Source organism: Streptomyces sp. NBC_00076 (assembly GCF_045041235.1).
GTDB lineage: Bacteria > Actinomycetota > Actinomycetes > Streptomycetales > Streptomycetaceae > Streptomyces.
In genome coordinates this window covers 9641838-9660510 of record NZ_CP108242.1, presented here as the reverse complement: position 1 = coordinate 9660510, position 18673 = coordinate 9641838, and the positions used below count along the sequence as shown (strand labels likewise).

Sequence of the window (18673 nt, the reverse complement as noted above, 5' to 3'; positions counted from 1 at the left end):
GGCGCGGCCCGGCGCGGCGCGTGCAAGGATGGGGCGTCCGCGCGCCGGGGACGGGCAAAATGGCCTCGTCAGTGGGGTCCCCCGGCTCGAGCGACGTCGAGAGTCGGCGGAGGGTGCGCGGAGCGTGTCGGACGGCTTGAGGCGAAAGGACCGGAGCGTACGTGAGTGAGAATCAGAACCTCCTCGCGGAGCAGCGGCGCGCCCTGATCCTGGACGAGGTCCGACGTCGTGGCGGTGTCCGCGTCAACGAGCTGACCCGCAAGCTCGGCGTGTCGGACATGACGGTGCGGCGCGATCTGGACGCGCTGGCCCGGCAGGGCGTGCTGGAGAAGGTGCACGGCGGTGCCGTCCCGGTGGTCGAGGCGAGCACGCACGAGCCGGGGTTCGAGGCGAAGTCGGGTCTGGAGCTGTCCGCCAAGGAGGACATCGCGCGGGCCGCGGCCGAGCTGGTCGCTCCGGGCAGCGCGATCGCGCTGTCGGGCGGTACGACGACCTTCGCGCTCGCGCACCAGCTGGTGGACGTGCCGGATCTGACCGTCGTCACCAACTCGGTGCGGGTGGCCGATGTCTTCCACGCGGCGCAGCGCACCTCGGGCCCCCGGCAGGGCGCGGCCACGGTGGTGCTGACCGGCGGGGTGCGCACTCCATCGGACTCGCTGGTGGGGCCGGTGGCCGACCAGGCGATCGCGGCGCTCCACTTCGACGTGCTGTTCCTCGGTGTGCACGGGATATCGGTCGAGGCCGGCCTGTCCACGCCGAACCTCGCGGAGGCGGAGACCAACCGTCGGCTGGTTCAGTCCGCGCGGCGGGTCGTGGTGGTCGCCGACCACACCAAGTGGGGGACGGTGGGCCTGAGTTCGTTCGCGGCGCTGGAGCAGGTGGACACGCTGGTGACGGACTCCGGGCTGTCGGCCGGGGCGCGCGCGGAGGTGTCGGAGCATCTGCGGCGGCTGGTGGTCGCGGGTGAGCCCGACGAGGCGCAGACAGGTGACTGACCGTCAGCTAGGGTGACAGGGCCCGGTCAACCGCCGTCTTTCCGTGGGGGTTTCGCCCATGGCTCGTCAACTGCGTCCGGTGGAGCTCGAGTTCGTCGAGACCGCGCCCGTACGGCTTGTCTTCGAGCGGGAGATCTCCGCTGCTCCGGATGCGGTCTTCGGTGCGCTCGCCGAGGATGTGCCCGGCTGGTCCGAGTGGTTCGCGGCGGTGACGTCCGCCCGGCCCGTGGACGACGGAGCCCGGCGTGACATCCGGCTCAGGGGCGGGGGCCGCTTCCTGGAGACGGTGCTCGCCGCCAAGCCGTCCGAGGTGTACGCGTACCGCGTCGACCTGACCAACGCGCCGGGAGCCCGCGCGCTGGCTGAGGAGTGGCGGCTCGTCCCGGCGGGCACCGGTACCCGGGTGCGGTGGTCCTTCGCCGCCGACGGGACGGCGGCTTTCCGGCTCGCCCTGAGGTTCGCCGGCCCGGGCCTCGGGCGCGCCTTCCGCGCCGCCGTGACCTCGCTGGACCGGCGGCTGGCAGCGCGCTGACGCCACGGCGTCAGGCCTCAGGAGGTCTTACCCATCAGCACCATGTACGTCATGCCACCACCCGGCCGGCGACCCGGTGACCGTACGGGGTGGTGGCGCTAGCGCCAGACGCCCGTCTCGAGCAGCGAGGTGATCGCCGCGGTGTACGGCGCGATGTCCAGGCCCTGCTCGGCAAGCCATGCGTCGGAGTAGTACTTGTCCAGGTAGCGGTCGCCCGGATCGCACAGCAGCGTCACCACGCTCCCCTGACGCCCCTCGGCAACCATCTCCGCGACGATCTTCAGCGCGCTCCAGAGCCCGGTGCCGGTCGAGCCGCCCGCCCTGCGGCCGATGGCCTGCCCCAGGGCCCTTACGGCGGCAACGCTGGCCGCGTCCGGGACCTTCATCATGCGGTCGATCGCGCCGGGCACGAAGCTCGGTTCCATACGGGGGCGGCCGATGCCCTCGATGCGGGAGCCGCAGTCGCACGTGACGTCCGGATCGCCGGTGGTCCAGCCCTCGAAGAAACACGAGTTCTCCGGGTCGGCGACACAGATCCGGGTGTCGTACTGCATGTAGTGGACGTAGCGCGCGAGGGTCGCCGAGGTGCCGCCGGTGCCGGCCGTGGCGACGATCCACGCCGGCTCCGGGAACCGCTCCAGCCGGAGTTGGCGGAAGATGGATTCGGCGATGTTGTTGTTGCCGCGCCAGTCCGTGGCCCGTTCCGCGTAGGTGAACTGGTCCATGTAGTGGCCGCCGGTCTCCACCGCGAGGCGGGCGGACTCCTCGTACATTTTGCGCGGGTCGTCCACAAAGTGGCACTGGCCGCCGTGGAACTCGATCAGGCGGATCTTCTCGGCGCTCGTCGTGCGCGGCATCACGGCGATGAACGGCACACCGATCAGCTTCGCGAAGTACGCCTCGGACACGGCCGTCGAACCGCTGGACGCCTCGATCACCGGGCACCCCCGCCGGATCCAGCCATTGCACAGACCGTAGAGGAAGAGCGAGCGGGCCAGCCGGTGCTTGAGGCTGCCCGTCGGATGCGTCGACTCGTCTTTCAGGTAAAGGTCGATGCCCCACCGCTCCGGAATCGGGAACCGGAGCAGATGGGTGTCGGCCGAGCGGTTGGCATCGGCCTGGACCTTGCGGACGGCTTCTTTCAGCCAGCCTCGGTAGGTGGCGTCGCTGTGGTCGACGTCGAGGGTTTCGCCGGTCCGGGTCTGTTGAGGGGTGCTCACGGCGGGGCTCCTTAAGCTGCGCGCCGACGGCGCGTCGCGCGGCCGACACACCGATCATAGACACCTTCCGCACGCTTCTCACCTGCATAAACACACCTTTGAGCACCTCAAAGGCGCCCCTGGGGCAGCGAGCTGCCGCGACGTGGGGGCGCATTCGCGCGAGTGCTCCGGGCGCTCTGGGCGAGGGGGCCGTGCACACTGGTGCTCGACGGCGAGGGCGGGCAGACTGCCCGACGGGACGAAGGTCCCGAGCGGGGGCGCGCACTGGATCACGACACGAACAGGACAACGGCCCACGCGGGAGCGGGGGGTCGGCATCCAGAGGCACAAGGGGGCGGGCGGGATGGCGGAGCCGGAGTTCACGGCGTCGGGCGTGCGGATAGGGAAGTGGCTGCGCTCGCTCACCCGGGCCGGGCAGGTCCGGATCAGCGACGGCAGGCTCGAGTTGCTCACCAGTTACGGCAGTGAGATCGACAGCGCGCCCGTCCAGGCGGTGCGCGCGTCCAAGCCCTGGTTCGCCTCGGAGGACCGGGCCCTGGCGGACCTCAACGGCAAGCGCTACGTGCTGACCCTCGGCGAGCACGATCCCGCCCCCGGGGAGCCGGGGCCGCCTGCGGCACGCCGGTTCATCGAGGCCGTACGGAAGGCTGCGGGGCGTAGTCACTGAGTCACCGCGAGTTGCGGGACCACGTCCCCTGCGTCACGCTGGTCCCACATCACTCTGGGTTTACCGGCGACAACGCTGCGAACCAGCCCGCCGGCCACGTCAGCAGGCGGCTGTTCACTCAGGCACTTGCTGGATCGATCCGAACTCCGTGTTCTTCCGGACCTCTATGTCGGGGAGTCGCAGCCGTGATCAGTCACCCAAGCAGGCACTGCACGGTGGAGCTACAAGCCCTGCCGTCGCGGATCGGCCAGGTCCGCAGAATCGTATCGGCGCAGTTGCGCTACTGGCATCTGGATCCGCTCATCGACCGGGCGGCACTCGGTGTGACCGAGTTGCTGACGAACGTCCACCGACATGCCCGGCCCGACAAGACATGCACCGTGGAGATCGAGCTGGTGCTCGACCGGCTCAAGGTCTCGGTGCGCGACCACGACCCGCGTCTGCCGGTCGTGGGATCCATCGAGGACGCGGACGCGCTGGCGACCTGTGGGCGTGGACTCGCGATGGTCGCCGCGGTCAGTGAGAGCTGGGGCGTGCGGCCGGACGGCGAGTCCGGCAAGGTCGTGTGGTTCACGCTGCCGACGACGACGCCGTCGTCCCCGCGGGCGGGTTCCGCGCGCCCGCCTCGGCGTCAGGTCCTCGAGAAGCCCGCGCATTCCTTCACGACGGTCGAGCAGCCGGTCGACCTGCGCAGGCCGGAACACGCTCCCGCCCGGTCGGCCGTTGCCGGCTGACCGGGCGGTGACGCCGGTGCCACCGGGGCGCTCCGCTCGGTGGCACTGAGCCTGCAGGGACGGACCGGACAGGTGCTTCGAGGCCACGCGGCCGCACCGCCTGTCCGCCTGCCGCGGCCTCACTCCGTGGCGATGGCTCGCAGCACGTCCAGGCGTGCCGCGCGCCTGGCCGGGCGCAGGGCCGCGAGGGCACCTGCCGTGAGGCCCACCAGCGCCACCACCGCGAGTTGCAGTGGTGGCATCGCGAAGGCGAAGGTACTGTCGCTCGCGCCGTCCGAGGCCTCCACCAGCACCCACCCGAGGAAGGCGCCGAGGCCGAGCCCGCCCACCGTGCCGAAGGCGGCGACCAGGACCGACTCCCAGCGGACCATGGCCCGCAGCTGGGACCGGGTCTGTCCGACGGCCCGCAGGAGTCCCAGTTCACGGGTGCGCTCGTGGATCGCCAGCGTCAGGGTGTTGGCGATACCGAGGAGCGCGATGAGCACCGCGAGGGCGAGCAGCGCGTAGACGAGGGTGAGCATCATGTCGATGCCCGCGGCCGAGGACCGCGCGTACTCGTCGCGGGTCTGCACGTCGGGGTTGCCGTACTGGTCGGCGACCTTCTCGACGGCGGCCTTGCCCGCGTCGGCGCTCACACCGTCCTTGAAGGCTACGGCGAGGAGGGTGTCCGCGTCCTGGGTGCGGTGCGGGGCCCACGCGGCGCGGGTGATGACGTACTCGCCGGCGAGTTCGGACCGGCCGTAGACCGCTCGGACGGTGAAGGTCTCCTTCTCGCCGTCGGTGAAGGTGAGGTGCGCCTTGTCGCCGGTCTTCAGGCCCTGCTTGTCGGCCTCGCTCTCGGTGATGGCGAGACCGTCGGTGCCGAGGGCGCGCAGGGAGCCGTCGACCGCGCCGAGGTCGAAGGTGCGCTCCAGCGCGACCGGGTCGGTGACGGTCAACGCCCTTCCCCTGCCGTCGACTTCGGCGACCCCGCGGCCGAGTCCGACGGCCGTGTCCACCTCGGGCAACCGCTGGACCGCCCCGGCGAGCCGGGGACTGAGACCGCTGCCGCCCGCGCCGAACGACGGCGTGCTGACGGCGACGTCGCCGGCGAAGGACCGGGACACGGTCTGGTCCATGGTCGCCTTCAGCGAGGCGCCGAACACCGTGAACAGCGACACCACGGCCACGCCGATCATCAGCGCGCCGGCGGTGGCCGCCGTCCGCCTGGGGCTGCGGAGGGCGTTGCGCCGGGCGAGCCCGCCGGTGACGTCGCGCAGCTTGTCGAGGGGGACGCCGAGGACGCGTACGGCCGTCGTGGAGGCGACCGGGCCGAGGACCACGAAGGAGGCCAGGGCCAGCACGGCGCCGGTTCCCGCCAGCCAGAGGGACGGCGAGACCAGAACGCCGGTGAGGGTCACGGCGACCGCGAGGGCGGCCAGGCCCATGCCGGTCACGGCACGGACGCGGGAGGCGCCGGAGGTGTCGACCGCGGTCTCACGCAGGGCGGCCAGCGGAGCGGTGCGGCCCGCTCGTACGGCGGGCAGCAGGGCGGAGCCCAGGCAGACCACGATGCCGACCGCGAGCGGCAGGAGCATCGACAGGGAGCTGATCACCAAGTCCCCCTCGGGGAAGGGGAATCCGATGGCCGGGAACAGTGCCTGCAGCCCGGCCGCGATACCGACGCCGCCCGCCAGACCCACGGCCGACGCGATCACGGCCACGGCGCTCGCCTCGACCAGGGTGACCGCGGTGACCTGACGGCGTGAGGCGCCGAGGGCACGCAGCAGGGCGTTCTCCCGGGTGCGTTGGGCGACGACGATCGCGAAGGTGTTGTGGATGGAGAAGGTCGCGACCAGCAGGGCGACGCCGGAGAACACGAGCAGGAAGGCGGTGAACACGGTCAGGAACTGGCTGGAGATCATGTCGGTGTTCTCCTCGGCCGACTCCTGACCGGTGATGGCCTCGACTCCCTCGGGCAGCACGGGGGTCAGCCGGTCGACGAGTTCCTGCTGGCTGACGCCGGGCCCGGCGCGCACCTGGATGCTCGCCGCCTGCCCGGGCCTGACCGTGAGGTACTTCTCCGCGTCGGCCCGGGTCATACCGGTGAAGGTCACCTGGGCCATGCCGTCCTCGCCGCCGAAGGTCGCGAGTCCGACGATCGTCACCTTGACGGGATCGGGAGTGCGCAGGGTCGTCGTGTCGCCGATCTTCAGGTCGCCCTTGTTCGCGGTGCCGCGGTTGACGACGACCTCGCCGGACTTCTCCGGAGCGCGGCCCTCGGCGAGCCGGTACGGGTTGAGTTCCGGGTCGGTGATCCAGTTGCCGGCGAGAGTGGGCGGGCCCTGACCGCCGATGGGCTTGCCGTTCGCTCCCACGAGCTGGCCGGCGCCCTGGATGTCGGGCGCGGCGGCCGCGACGCCCTGGACCTTCTCGACGGTGTCGGCGAGGTTCGTGGCGACGGGCTGTCGTACGCCCTGGCTCTCCCCGGGTGTGGTGATGGCGTCGGCGCTGCGGACGACGGCGTCGGTGCCGCTGGTCGCGTTGCCGAACATGGTGTCGAAATTGGCGCGCAGCGTGTCACCCATGACGAGCGTTCCGGCGAGGAAGGCCACGCCGAGGAACACCGCGAGGAACGTCCCCGCGAAGCGCCGCTTGTGGCTGCGCAGGGAGGACACGCTCAGACGTACGGAGGCGTTCATGAGGGCACCTCGAAGGCTTTCATGCGGTCCAGGACCTTGTCGGCGGTCGGGGATTCCATGCGGTCGACCAGGCGTCCGTCGGCGAGGAAGACGACCTCGTCGGCGTGGGCGGCGGCGACCGGGTCATGGGTGACCATGACGACCGTGCGGGCCGTCTGGCGCGCGGCGCGACCGAGGAGGCCGAGAACCTCCTGGCCGGAGCGGGAGTCGAGGTTGCCGGTCGGTTCGTCGGCGAAGACGATGTCCGGCCGGCCGGCGAACGCGCGGGCCACGGCGACGCGTTGCTGCTGGCCGCCGGAGAGTTCGGAGGGCCGGTGGTGGAGCCGGTCGCGCAGGCCGACGACGTCGACGAGCGCGTCGATCCACTCCGGGTCGCCCTTGCCGCCCGCGAGGTCCAGGGGCAGAGTGATGTTCTCGGCGACGGTCAGCGTCGGCACCAGGTTGAACGCCTGGAACACGAAGCCGACGCGGTCGCGCCGCAGGAGGGTGAGGCGGCGGTCGTCGAGGGTGCCCAGCTCGGTGTCGCCGATGTGGGCGGCGCCCGAGGTGAGGGTGTCGAGCCCGGCCGCGCAGTGCAACAGGGTGGACTTGCCGGAGCCCGAGGGCCCCATGATCGCGGTGAAGCGGCCGGCCGGGAAGCCGACGCTCACCCCGTCCAGGGCCCTCACGCTGGTGTCACCGCCGCCGTACACCTTCACGGCGTCGACGACCCGGGCGGCCGGCCGCGTGCCGGTGGTGATCGTCGTGGCGGTCATGCCGCACCGCCCTTGCCGGTACGGCCGAACTGCTCGTCCAGGACGGACAGCCGGCGCCAGTACTCGTCCTCGTCGATCTCGCCGGAGGCGAATCGGCGGCCGAGCATCGCGATCGGGGAGTCGCCGGACGGGCCGGTGGGGCCGGTGTCGGTCATCGCGCGCCACGGCCCGCGGCGGCCCCGCCACACCGTGCGGCGCAGGACGGTGACGACGCCGATCACGACGGCCGCCCAGATCAGCGGGAAGAACAGAATCCATGGGCCGGGTCCGCCGTCCCAGTTCGCCAGGGTCTGCATCTGAGGTCATCTCCTCGGTGGGTCTTTGGTGCGTTTTCGGCTGATGTCTTGAGACTCCCGCCGGGGAGGGGGGTAGGTCGTCCTACGGCCAGCGGCAGTGGGCGTACCTCGCGGGGAGTACGTGAGGAGGTATCCGCTGCTTCTCAGGCTGTTCGGCAGGCTGTTCCTGGGGCTCGACTTCTGTAACTACTAGTATGTACAGTCGCTGCATGAGCACCTCGGAGCGCCTGATCGAATCCACCCGTGAGCTGCTGTGGGAGCGGGGTTATGTGGGCACCAGCCCCAAGGCCATCCTGGAGCGCGCGGGTGCCGGACAGGGCAGCATGTACCACCACTTCAAGGGCAAGCCGGATCTCGCCCTGGCCGCGATCCGGCGCACGGCGGAGGATCTGGGGGCTACCGCGGAGCGAGTACTCGGCGGGCCGGGCACGCCGTACGAGCGGATCGAGGCCTATCTGCTGCGCGAGCGCGATGTGCTGCGGGGGTGTCCGATCGGGCGGCTGACGATGGATCCGGACATCGTCGCGAGCGACGAGTTGCGGGCGCCGGTCGACGAGACGCTCGACCGGATCCGCGAGCTGATCGCCGGGATCGTCGAGGAGGGCAAGGAGCTGGGCCAGTTCGCGTCCTCGCTGGACGGCGAGGAGATCGCCGCAACCGTCCTCGCCACCGTCCAGGGCGGCTATGTCCTCGCCCGCGCGTCCGGTTCACCCGCGGCCTTCGACACGGGCGTGCGAGGTCTGCTGTCCCTGCTCACCCCTCCGAACGACCCGATCACGTAAGGGAGTTCATGCAATTCCCACACCACCCGGCAAGGCCCGCCTGCCTCGTCAGTCCCGCCGGGTATCCCGCCTGAGGAGGCGTTTGATGCACGCCATGCAGTACGAGCTCACCCTGCCCGCCGACTACGACACGGACGTCATCCGCGACCGGGTCTCCCGCATCGGGCACTTACTCGACGACTGGGAGGGCCTCGGCTTCAAGACCTATCTGCTGCGCGAGCGCGGCGTGGACGGCTCACCCGTCAACCAGTACGCGCCCTTCTACCTCTGGAACAGCGTGGAGGGCATGAACTCCTTCCTGTGGGGAGGCGCCTTCCAGGGGCTCAGCAACGACTTCGGGCGCCCCTCGGTGCGTCAGTGGACCGGTGTGGCGTACGAGGAGGGCGGCGCCGCCCGTGCCCCGGCGCGGGTGGCGGTGCGACAGCGCCAACCCGTTCCCGACGGCGTGGACTTGGCGGCCCTGATGGACGACGCCGTACGGGAGACCGGGCGGCTGGCCGGGGAGGACGGCGCGGTGCTCGCGGCGACCGCCGTGGACACCGGACGCTGGGAGCTGGTCCGTTTCTCGCTCTGGGAGCACGACACGCCCAAGGCCGAGGGAGACGTGTTCCGGGTGCTCCACATGTCGGCGCCGGGACGTGACCGGCTGCCGCGCGGGCGCCAGTGGTGAGCGCGGTCCGTACGGTGCTGGGTGACGTCCCTCCCGACCACCTGGGCGTGTGCGACGCGCACGACCACCTGTTCTTCGGCAGCCCCCGACTGCCCGGCCAGGAACTGCGCAGCGTGCCCGCGGCGCGCGCCGAGCTCACCGCGTTCCGTGAGCTGGGCGGCGGCAGCGTGGTGCAGTGGACGCCGTACGGACTGGGCCGGCGAGCCGCCGATCTGCCGCAGCTGTCCCGGGAGACCGGGGTGCACGTGGTGGCCGCGACGGGACTGCACCAGGCCGTGCACTACGACGACGGGATGCTCGGGGCACTGCGCGGCCGGCTCGCCGAGGTGTTCGTCTCCGAACTGACCAAGGGCATCGGCACCTCGGGGGTCCGCGCGGGGCTGATCAAGGTGGCGGGCGAATTCCACGCCCTCGACGCGCACGCCCGCTGGACCATGGGCGCGGCGGCCGAGGCCCACCACGCGACCGGGGCGCCCATCGCCGTCCATCTGGAGCTCGGCACCGGCGCCCTGGACGTACTGGACCTGCTGTGCGGCGAGTTGGGGGTGCCACCGGATCGAGTGATCCTGGGTCACCTCAACCGCTCCCCCGATGTCGAGGTGCACCGGCAGGCCGCCGAGTCGGGCTGCTATCTCGCGTTCGACGGGCCGTCACGCGCGAACCACGCCACGGACTGGCGCATGCCGGACGCAGTGCGGGCGCTCGCCGACGCGGGCCACGGGGACCGGCTGCTCCTCGGCGGCGACACCACGACCGCGGCGGCCCGCGCGGCGAACGGCGGCCCGGGCATGCCGTACCTGCTGCGCCGGGTACGGCCACGCCTCGCCCTCGCGCTGGGCGAGGAACTGGTGCGGCAGATCCTCATGGAGAACCCCGGCCGAGCCTTCGCCGTGGCGTGGCGCTGACCAGGAAGGGCTACGACAGGTCACGGCAGACGCGCACCCGCGCACGGACGGTCCGGCCGTCAGTGATCGCCGCCGGGACCGGCCCCGCCGAGGTCGAGGCCCTCGATGTGCGCCACGTTCTCCCGGTCGTCCGCGTCCTGGCCCGCCTCGGCGGCGAACCAGGCGTCGAGGATCTCCTTGAGGAGGGGCTCGGAGGTGAGCCGGAGGCTGAGGGCGAGGACGTTGGCGTCGTTCCAGCGGCGGGCGCCGCCGGCCGTGTAGGCGTCCGTGCACAGGGCTGCGCGCACGCCGGGCACCTTGTTCGCGGCGATCGAGGCACCGGTGCCGGTCCAGCAGCACACGATCGCCTGGTCGGCCCGCCCGGCGGCGACCTCGCCGGCCGCGGTCGCCGAACAGACCGCCCACCGGGGATCGTCGCCGGGGTCCAGCGCGCCGTAGGTGACCACGTCGTGGCCGCGGGTACGCAGCTGTGCCACGAGGCTGCGCGCGACAGGTTCGTCCATGTCCGAGGAGACGGAGATCCGCATGCCCCGAGCGTACTCGGGACGGCGCACGTCCCCGGTGCGCGGGTGAGAAGGGGCCCCGGCGGTTGTGTGTGACCGCCCTGGCGAACACCGACTTGAGCGCGCCGACGCCGACCCGATCGCCGCGGGCCCGGATTCCGGTGACCGCCGAGGAGACCTGAGCGGGTGGTCAGGTCAGGGCGCCCAGCGGATCGTCCAGGACCGGCTGCCAGGCCAGCTCCGCCGCGCCGACCAGGCTGTTGTGGTCGAGGGTGCAGGCCAGGATGGGGACGCCGCCGCTCTGCCCCCACAGGCTGCGGTCGGCGACGACCGCCCGCAGTCGGTCCGGGTCGGCGTCCAGAAGGGTGCGGTGGAGACCGCCGAGGATGATGCGGTCCGGGTTGAGGATGTTCACCAGTCCCGCGAGACCGAGGCCGAGCCGGTCGATGAGGGCCTCGGCGGCGGTGCGGACGGACGGGTCGTCGTAGTGGTCGCGGATCAGGTCATGGGCCTGCTGCAGCAGGGAGACCTCGGGTCCCGGATCGCGCCCGGCGGCGGTGAGGAAGGCCAGCGGGTCGGCCTCGACGTCGAGGCAGCCCCGGCTGCCGCAGTGGCAGGGGCGGCCCTCGGGGTGGACGGTGAGGTGGCCGACCTCCAGTGCCAGGCCCGAACTCCCGGTGTGCAGACGCCCGTCGAGCACCAGCGCGCCGCCCACGCCCCGGTGTCCGGTGGCCACGCACAGCAGGTCCCGGGCGCCGCGGCCCGCGCCGTGCCGGTGCTCGGCGAGCGCGGCGAGGTTGACGTCGTTGCCCGCGAACGCCGGTCCGGTGATGCCGGCCGCGCGCACGCACTCCTCGAAGATCCGGCGCACGGGCGCGCCGACCGGCCAGGCCAGGTGCAGGGGGTTGAGTGCGAGGCCCTCCGGCTCGGCGACGGCGGACGGCACGGCGAGGCCGGCGCCGACGCAACTGCGTCCGGTGGTGTGCAGCAGGTCGGCCCCTGCCTCGACGACGGAGCCGAGTACCTTCGCGGGGTCGGCGTCCACGGTCTCGCAGCCGGGGGCGGTGGCGACGATACGGCCGCCCAGACCGACCAGGGCCGCCCGGAACCCGTCGGCGTGCACCTGCGCGGCGAGGACCACGGGCCCGTCCTCGGCGACGGCGAGCCGGTGGGAGGGCCGCCCCTGCGAACCGGCCGCGGCGCCGGGCCTGGCGTCCACCCGGATCAGCCCGAGCGCCTCCAGTTCGGCGGCGACCGCACCGGCCGTGGCCCGGGTCACCCCGAGTTCGGCGGTGAGCACGGCGCGGGTCGGCGCTCGTCCGGTGTGCACCAGTTCCAGGGCGGGCCCGAGCGCACCGCGCCCCCGGTCCAATCGCGTCCTCGAGGTGGTTCCTTCCCCCGTCGCCCGGGGGTCCGCCTTCCCGCTCATGAAGGCGAGTCTCCCATGATCCGCAAGTGCGGCCACCTACAGACCGCTGACCCGGAGCGTGATGTTCAGCCGTCCGGTCAGTCCCAGCTCGGGCGGCGCGCTGCCCGGGTGCACCCGGGGCACTCCGTGATGGGCGAGCCGGGAGGGGCCGCCGAAGACGAACAGGTCGCCGCTGCGCAGTTCGACGTCGGTGTACGGGCGGGTGCGGGTCTCGGTGTTGCCGAAGCGGAAGACGCAGGTGTCGCCGAGACTCAGGGACACCACGGGGGCGGGCGACTTCTCGTCGCTGTCGCGGTGCATGCCCATGCGGGCGTCCCCGTCGTAGAAGTTGATCAGCGCGATGTCGTAGGCGGCGCTCGTGGCCTCCTCACTGCCGAGCGCGTCGGTCACCGCACGGCGGCCGAGCTCTCCCAGCCAGTCGGGGAACGGCTTGACCGGGGCTTGGTCGCCGTCGACGACGGTGCGGGCGTAGGCGTACGGATGCCAGTGCCAGCCCAGACAGACCTGGCGGGCGGTCATCGTGCCGCCGCCGGGGGTGCGGACCGTGCGCAGTCCGGCCGGTGGGCGGGCCCACTCCCGGCAGGCCGCCACCAGCTCCCGCTGCCGGGCCGGGTCCAGCCAGTCCGGCACGTGCACCGCTCCGGGTGCGATCTGCGTACGGGGCCTGGGGAACAGTCCGGCGTCCATGCTCTCCATCCTGCCTGACAAGCCATGAGCTGCGGCTCGGCTAGCCTTGGCCCCGATGAACGACCGTATGAAGACGCACTGGGGCGAGTTCGAGCTGTCCCGCTTCCCCGAGGACCCGCGTGACCGGCTGCGGGCCTGGGACTCCTCCGACGAGTACCTGCTCCGACATCTCGTGGACGAGCAGGTCCCGCTGTCCGGCACGGTCGTGGTGGTCGGTGACCGCTGGGGCGCGCTGGTCACGGCGCTCGCGGAGCACCGCCCTGCGCAGATCACCGACTCGTTCCTCACCCGGGAGGCGACCCGGGCCAACGTCGCGCGGCGCGGCGTCGAGGCCGGCTCGGTGGGGCTGCTGACCACGCGGGACACTCCGCCCGCCCGGGTCGACGTCCTGCTGGTGCGCGTGCCGAAGAGCCTGGCGCTCCTGGAGGACCAGCTGCTGCGGCTGGCGCCCGCCGTGCACGAAGGCACGGTCGTCGTCGGCACCGGCATGGTGAAGGAGATCCACACCTCGACGCTCCGGCTGTTCGAGCGGATCCTCGGACCGACCCGGACCTCGCTCGCCGAGAAGAAGGCGCGGCTCATCTTCTGCACGCCGGAACCGGCGCGGGAAAGGGCCGGATCCCCCTGGCCGTACAGCTACCTCCTTCCCGACGGCATCGGGCCGGTGTCGGGACGCACCGTCGTCAATCACGCCGGTGTCTTCTGCGCCGACCGGCTCGACGTCGGCACCCGGTTCCTGCTCCGGCACCTGCCGGATACGAAGGGCCTGCGGCGGGTCGTGGACCTGGGATGCGGGAACGGCGTCGTCGGTACGGCGGTGGCGCTGGCCGATCCCGAGGCCGAGGTGTTGTTCGTGGACGAGTCCTACCAGGCCGTGGCCTCGGCGGAGGCGACGTACCAGGTGAACGACGTGTCCGGGCAGGCGGAGTTCCGGGTCGGGGACGGGCTGGCGGGGGTACCGAGCGGGAGCGTCGACCTCGTGCTCAACAATCCCCCGTTCCACTCGCACCAGGCGACGACGGACGCGACGGCGTGGCGGATGTTCACCGATGCCGAGCGGGCGTTGCGTTCCGGCGGCGAACTGTGGGTGATCGGCAACCGGCATCTCGGGTATCACGTGAAGCTGCGGCGCCTGTTCGGCAACAGTCGACTTGTCGCCAGTGACCCGAAGTTCGTGCTGCTGAGGGCCGTCAAGCGGTAGCCGAGCCGTCGCAGGAGAGCGGAAGACAGGTCCGGCGTCGTCACGAGACGGTCGGGCCCATCGAGGCCGAGCGGCAGCGCGACGGTGGTGCGGAGCCGGACGTCAGCCGAGTGCCCGGATGATCTCCGCGACCGTCCGCACCATCGCCTCCCGTCCCACGGTGAGGTAGGAGCGTGAGTCCACCGCCTCGGGGTGGGCGGCGAGGAAGGTCCGGATCGCTCCGGTCATGGCGATGTTGAGGGCGGTGCCGACGTTCACCTTGGCGATGCCGCCCGCGACGGCCGCGGCGAGTTCGCCGTCCGGCAGCCCGGACGAGCCGTGCAGTACGAGGGGCACGTCCAGTGTGCCGGCCAGCCGCTCGAGGAGGGTGTGGTCGAGGGCGGCGGTGCGGGTGGTCATGGCGTGCGAGCTGCCGACGGCGACGGCGAGCGCGTCCACGCCGGAGTCCGCGACGAAGGCTCGGGCCTCGGCGGGGTCGGTGCGGGCGCCGGGTGCGTGGGCGTCCAGCGGGGCCTCGGCGGGGTTCGCCGTGCCGTCCGGCCCGGCCTTGCCGCCCACCCGCCCCAACTCGGCCTCGATCCAGAGCCCTTGAGTGTGCGCCCAGTCGGCGGCTGCCCTGGTCGCGGCGAGGTTCTCGGCGTAGGGCAGCCGGGAGGCGTCGTACATGACGGAGCTGAATCCGGCGCCGGGGGCCTGGCGCAGCAGGTCGTCGCTCTGTACGTGGTCGAGGTGCAACGCGACGGGCACGGCGGCGCGTTCGGCCGCGGCGACGGCGGCTCGGGCGAGCGGAAGCACGCGTCCGTAACGGAACTTGACCGCGTTCTCGCTGACCTGGAGGACGACCGGGCTGCGTACCGACTCGGCGCCGGCGATGACCGCCTCGACGTGTTCGAGCGTGATGATGTTGAAGGCGGCGACGGCGGAGCGGGCCGCGGCGGCGCGGGTGACGAGCTCGCCGGTGGTCGCGAGGGGCACGGCTGGTCCTTCCGTTCTGTTCCGTGGCTTCGGGGGGCGTCGGGGGTCCGGAGCCTCAGCGGACTTCCGGAAACCTCAGTGGGCGAGGATCACCGAACGGCTGAGGTGGCGTGGCCGGTCGGGGTCCAGGCCGCGGGCCGCTGCTACGGCCACGGCGAGACGTTGCACGCGGACCAGTTCGGCGAGCGGGTCCAGGCCGCCCGCCACCCATGATCCGCCGGTCGCCCGGACCTGTTCGGCCAGCCCGTGCGGCGCCTCGCCGAGCATCCAGGTGGCGGTGCCGTGGGTGGTGACGCTGATGGGGCCGTGCCGGTACTCCATCGCCGGGTAGGCCTCGGTCCAGGCAAGGCAGGCCTCGCGCATCTTCAGTCCCGCCTCGTTCGCGAGACCCACGGTCCAGCCGCGCCCCAGGAAGGTGAACTGCGTGCGGTCGACGAGCCCTTCGGGAAGCGGGGTCGTGAGTGCGGTGCGGGCGTCGGTGACGACGGCGTCGGTGTGCAGGCCGAGGTGGGCGCGGAGCAGGGTCAGGGCGGTGGTGGCGAACCGGGTCTGGACGACGGAGCGTTCGTCGGCGAAGTCGAGGACGACGAGGTCGTCGGCGGCCGTCATGACGGGGGTGTGCGGGTCCGCGGTGATCGCGGTCGTTCGCGAGCGCCCCTTCAGCTCCCCCAGCAGTTCGAGTACTTCGGTGGTGGTGCCGGAGCGGGTGAGGGCGACCACCCGGTCGTAGGAGCGGCCGTGCGGGAACTCGGACGCGGCGAAGGCGTCCGTCTCGCCCTGCCCGGATGCCTCGCGCAGCGCGGCGGCGGACTGCGCCATGAAGTACGAGGTGCCGCACCCGACGAGCGCGACCCGCTCTCCGGGCGCCGGGAGCGCTTCGCCGTACTCAGGTGCCTCCTCCGCGGCCCGTGTCCAGCACTCGGGCTGGCTCGTCAACTCGTCCTCGACCTGGGTCATGCCGTACCTCTCCACCGTTTCGATCTCCACTTTGTTTTTTCTTGCAAGATATAGCGATGTTTCAAGCATAATCAAGCATTCGACGGATGGGGTGCGTCAGGGGCGCCGGAGAGTCGGGAACACGGGGGTCGCGGTCCAGCGATGTTCCGGCCCGGCGCTGTTCCCGGCCGCCTAAGCTGATTCTGAGGCCGAGGGGCGTGCCGGGCATGGAGGCTGCGATGGATGGACAAGCGACCGCACAGCACGCGTCCGGGGGCGGACGGTATCTGCCGATCGCCGAGCACGGTCTGATCGGCGATCTGCGCAGTGTGGCCCTGGTGGGCACCGACGGGACGATCGACTGGTACTGCTGCCCCTCCTTCGACGCCCCGAGCGTCTTCGCGTCGATCCTGGACGCTGACAAGGGCGGCCGCTTCGAGCTGGCGGCGACCGTGCCGGCCACGACGAAGCAGTTCTACTTCCCCGACACCAACGTGCTGATCACCCGGTTCTTCACCGAGGACGGCGTCGGCGAGGTACAGGACTTCATGCCGGTCGACGGCAGCTCGGTGGAGACCGAACGCCACCGGCTGATCCGGCGGGTGCTGTGCGTACGCGGGTCCATCCCGTTCCGTACCCGGGTGGCACCACGCTTTGACTACGGCGCCGAGCCGCACACCGTGCGGATGGCCGGCGACGTCGCGGTGTTCGAGTCCGCGAAGCTCTCCCTCGGACTGACCGCGACCGTGGCGCTGGAGGTCGACGGTCTGGACGCGCGCGCCGACTTCAAGCTGTCGCAGGGGGAGTCGGCGGTGTTCGCGCTGGACCAGGTGGGCGGCGAGGTGACGCCGCGCCGGTGCGCGCGGACGGAGGCCGAGGAACAGTTCACCACCACGGTGGCGTACTGGCGCACGTGGCTGTCCGCCTCCAAGTACCGTGGCCGCTGGCGGGAGATGGTGCACCGCTCGGCCCTCACCCTGAAGTTGCTGACGTACGCGCCGACGGGCGCGATCGTGGCGGCGCCGACGACGAGTCTGCCGGAGCAGATCGGCGGGGAGCGCAACTGGGACTACCGGTACGTGTGGGTGCGGGACGCCGCGTTCTGTGTGTACGCGCTGCTGCGGCTGGGCTTCACCGGCGAGGCCGAGGCGTTCATGAACTTCGTGACCCGCCACATCAGTCCGGGTGACGGCAAACCCTCGGGCCCACTCCAGATCATGTACGGCATCGACGGCCGTACGGATCTGACGGAGCGTGAACTCGACCATCTGGAGGGGCATCTGTCCTCCGCCCCGGTGCGGGTCGGCAACGCCGCCGCCGAGCAGCTCCAACTGGACATCTACGGCGCGCTGATCGACTCGATCTACCTCTACGACAAGTGGGCCAAGCCGATCTCCAGCGGTCAGTGGGACGACGTGAGCGCGCTGGTGGACTGGGTCTGCGAGAACTGGGACCAGCCGGACGAGGGCATCTGGGAGACCCGCGGCGGCCGCAAGAACTTCCTGTACTCGCGGCTGATGTGCTGGGTGGCGATCGAGCGCGGGATCCGCATGGCCAACCGGCGCGGCCTGCCCGCCGATCTGCTCCGCTGGCAGACGTGCCGGGACGCGATCTACCGGCGCATCCACAGCAAGGGCTGGTCCGAGGTCCGGCAGGCGTTCGTGCAGCACGAGGACGGCGACGTGCTCGACGCGGCGGTGCTGATGATGCCGCTGACGAAGTTCATCGCGCCCACCGATCCCAAGTGGCTGTCCACGCTGGACGCCCTCACCCAGGAACTCGTGTCCGACTCGCTGGTCTACCGATACGACCCACAGGCGAGCCCCGACGGGCTGCGAGGAGACGAGGGCACGTTCTCCATCTGTTCGTTCTGGTACGTCGAGGCCATGGTGCACGCCGGGCGGATCGACGAGGCGCGGCTGGCCTTCGAGAAGATGCTCACCTACGCCAACCATCTCGGGCTGTACGCCGAGGAGATCAGCCACACCGGCGAGCAACAGGGCAACTTCCCACAGGCGTTCACCCATCTCGCCCTGATCAGCGCGGCCTTCAACCTGGATCGCGCGCTCGGCTGACCCGCCGGGGGAACTCGCCGCGGCCGCGCTCGTTCCGGGCGGTGGACCGAGCCGTCTGGTCGGGGGCGCCCCCGACCAGACAGGCACCTCAGCCGAAGGCTTTCACGGCCTGGTAGTACGTCCACGCCGTGCTGGTGCAGGCGGTCTTCGTCCCGCCGCTGTAGGCCGCGCACACTCGCTTGAGATCCTCGTAGAAGGCGCTGTCCAGGCGGGTCTTGTTGGCGCTGAAGGCGCCCGCCGCCTTGTAGTTGCGGTAGCCGAAGTCGTGCCGGGCGCAGGAGTTCTGGAAGGGGAAGCCGAACGGGTTGTCCGGCGAGGAGGAGCAGTAGTCCGTGGTCCAGTCGAACGCGTAGGCGCTCCAGGTGGACTGGTTCGCGCGGGCGGCGGCCCAGGAGTTGTAGCTCGACGCGGTGGTCTGGGTCCAGCTCGTGAGGACCTGGGGCTTGTCGGCGGGAGCGGCGTCGGCGGCTGCGGCGGTGCCGACGACGGTGATCAGGGCCAGAGTCGAGGCGGCCAGTCCGGTGGTGAGTCTGCGGTGCATCCCACACCTCCATGAGTCTGCGACCCGTCCGTTGGATCGCAGGTACATGACAAGAGGATTCACACACCGGACGGCTTTCACACCCCAGT

Annotated in this window: 19 protein-coding genes; 9 read left to right on the top strand and 10 right to left on the bottom strand. The window is 71.6% G+C overall.

The window, feature by feature from the left end:
• The first annotated feature begins 161 nt into the window (after positions 1-161).
• Together OHA64_RS43290 and OHA64_RS43285 are read left to right on the top strand one after the other, a co-directional pair.
• On the top strand, positions 162-995 hold the full coding sequence (locus OHA64_RS43290; protein WP_405622681.1) for a DeoR/GlpR family DNA-binding transcription regulator: 834 nt from the start codon (positions 162-164) through the stop codon (positions 993-995).
• A gap of 58 nt (positions 996-1053) precedes the next feature.
• On the top strand, positions 1054-1527 hold the full coding sequence (locus OHA64_RS43285; RefSeq protein WP_405622680.1) for an SRPBCC family protein: 474 nt from the start codon (positions 1054-1056) through the stop codon (positions 1525-1527).
• A gap of 98 nt (positions 1528-1625) precedes the next feature.
• On the opposite strand, the gene OHA64_RS43280 is transcribed toward OHA64_RS43285, so the two are convergent.
• The gene (locus tag OHA64_RS43280; RefSeq protein WP_405622679.1) at positions 1626-2747 is read right to left on the bottom strand and encodes a PLP-dependent cysteine synthase family protein; all 1122 of its coding nucleotides are present in this window, start codon (positions 2745-2747) and stop codon (positions 1626-1628) included.
• Between the two features lie 343 nt (positions 2748-3090).
• Here OHA64_RS43280 and OHA64_RS43275 point away from each other — a divergent pair, with 343 nt between their 5' ends.
• Positions 3091-3414 carry a hypothetical protein gene (locus OHA64_RS43275; RefSeq protein WP_405622678.1) on the top strand — a complete coding sequence of 108 codons (324 nt, stop codon included), beginning with the start codon at positions 3091-3093 and terminating at the stop codon, positions 3412-3414.
• Between the two features lie 185 nt (positions 3415-3599).
• On the top strand, positions 3600-4148 hold the full coding sequence (locus OHA64_RS43270; RefSeq protein ID WP_405622677.1) for an ATP-binding protein: 549 nt from the start codon (positions 3600-3602) through the stop codon (positions 4146-4148).
• Between the two features lie 119 nt (positions 4149-4267).
• On the opposite strand, the gene OHA64_RS43265 is transcribed toward OHA64_RS43270, so the two are convergent.
• The 3 genes from OHA64_RS43265 to OHA64_RS43255 are packed head-to-tail and all read right to left on the bottom strand — an operon-like array spanning position 4268 to position 7880.
• Positions 4268-6829 carry an ABC transporter permease gene (locus OHA64_RS43265; protein WP_405622676.1) on the bottom strand — a complete coding sequence of 854 codons (2562 nt, stop codon included), beginning with the start codon at positions 6827-6829 and terminating at the stop codon, positions 4268-4270.
• On the bottom strand, positions 6826-7584 hold the full coding sequence (locus tag OHA64_RS43260; RefSeq protein WP_405622675.1) for an ABC transporter ATP-binding protein: 759 nt from the start codon (positions 7582-7584) through the stop codon (positions 6826-6828). The genes OHA64_RS43265 and OHA64_RS43260 overlap by 4 nt, the downstream gene beginning before the upstream one ends.
• Positions 7581-7880 (bottom strand): SHOCT domain-containing protein, encoded by a 300-nt coding sequence (locus OHA64_RS43255; protein WP_405622674.1) that lies wholly within the window; start codon positions 7878-7880, stop codon positions 7581-7583. Before OHA64_RS43255 ends, OHA64_RS43260 begins: the two co-directional genes overlap by 4 nt.
• 209 nt (positions 7881-8089) lie before the next feature.
• Here OHA64_RS43255 and OHA64_RS43250 point away from each other — a divergent pair, with 209 nt between their 5' ends.
• The 3 genes from OHA64_RS43250 (at position 8090) to OHA64_RS43240 (ending at position 10237) form a co-directional block, all read left to right on the top strand.
• Positions 8090-8662 carry a TetR/AcrR family transcriptional regulator gene (locus tag OHA64_RS43250; protein ID WP_405622673.1) on the top strand — a complete coding sequence of 191 codons (573 nt, stop codon included), beginning with the start codon at positions 8090-8092 and terminating at the stop codon, positions 8660-8662.
• An 85-nt stretch (positions 8663-8747) separates the two neighbouring features.
• Positions 8748-9332 carry a DUF4865 family protein gene (locus tag OHA64_RS43245; protein ID WP_405622672.1) on the top strand — a complete coding sequence of 195 codons (585 nt, stop codon included), beginning with the start codon at positions 8748-8750 and terminating at the stop codon, positions 9330-9332.
• Positions 9329-10237 (top strand): phosphotriesterase, encoded by a 909-nt coding sequence (locus OHA64_RS43240; protein ID WP_405622671.1) that lies wholly within the window; start codon positions 9329-9331, stop codon positions 10235-10237. The genes OHA64_RS43245 and OHA64_RS43240 overlap by 4 nt, the downstream gene beginning before the upstream one ends.
• 59 nt (positions 10238-10296) lie before the next feature.
• On the opposite strand, the gene OHA64_RS43235 is transcribed toward OHA64_RS43240, so the two are convergent.
• The 3 genes from OHA64_RS43235 to OHA64_RS43225 all read right to left on the bottom strand — a co-directional run bounded on the left by OHA64_RS43235 (position 10297) and on the right by OHA64_RS43225 (position 12856).
• A complete protein-coding gene (locus OHA64_RS43235) occupies positions 10297-10764 on the bottom strand; it encodes an RpiB/LacA/LacB family sugar-phosphate isomerase (protein WP_405622670.1) in 468 nt (155 codons plus the stop codon).
• Between the two features lie 166 nt (positions 10765-10930).
• Positions 10931-12169: an ROK family protein gene (locus tag OHA64_RS43230; RefSeq protein WP_405622669.1), complete on the bottom strand. Its 1239-nt coding sequence runs from the start codon at positions 12167-12169 to the stop codon at positions 10931-10933.
• Positions 12170-12205: 36 nt separating this feature from the next.
• Entirely contained in the window at positions 12206-12856 is a 651-nt protein-coding gene (locus tag OHA64_RS43225) for an alpha-ketoglutarate-dependent dioxygenase AlkB family protein (protein WP_405622668.1), read from the bottom strand.
• A gap of 67 nt (positions 12857-12923) precedes the next feature.
• On the opposite strand from OHA64_RS43225, the gene OHA64_RS43220 reads away from it, so the two are divergent.
• A complete protein-coding gene (locus OHA64_RS43220; RefSeq protein WP_405624359.1) occupies positions 12924-14057 on the top strand; it encodes a methyltransferase in 1134 nt (377 codons plus the stop codon).
• 102 nt (positions 14058-14159) lie between these two features.
• Here the strand turns inward: OHA64_RS43220 and OHA64_RS43215 are convergent, their stop codons facing one another.
• Together OHA64_RS43215 and OHA64_RS43210 are read right to left on the bottom strand one after the other, a co-directional pair.
• A complete protein-coding gene (locus OHA64_RS43215; RefSeq protein ID WP_405622667.1) occupies positions 14160-15032 on the bottom strand; it encodes a ketose-bisphosphate aldolase in 873 nt (290 codons plus the stop codon).
• Between the two features lie 75 nt (positions 15033-15107).
• Positions 15108-15989, bottom strand: coding sequence for an SIS domain-containing protein (locus OHA64_RS43210; protein WP_405624358.1), 882 nt, complete (start codon positions 15987-15989; stop codon positions 15108-15110).
• A 218-nt stretch (positions 15990-16207) separates the two neighbouring features.
• Between OHA64_RS43210 and OHA64_RS43205 the strand changes: the two genes are divergently transcribed.
• Positions 16208-18043, top strand: coding sequence for a glycoside hydrolase family 15 protein (locus tag OHA64_RS43205; RefSeq protein WP_405622666.1), 1836 nt, complete (start codon positions 16208-16210; stop codon positions 18041-18043).
• A gap of 88 nt (positions 18044-18131) precedes the next feature.
• Here the strand turns inward: OHA64_RS43205 and OHA64_RS43200 are convergent, their stop codons facing one another.
• Positions 18132-18584, bottom strand: a complete 453-nt coding sequence (locus tag OHA64_RS43200) for a phospholipase (protein ID WP_405622665.1) — start codon at positions 18582-18584, stop codon at positions 18132-18134.
• Positions 18585-18673: the final 89 nt, after the last annotated feature.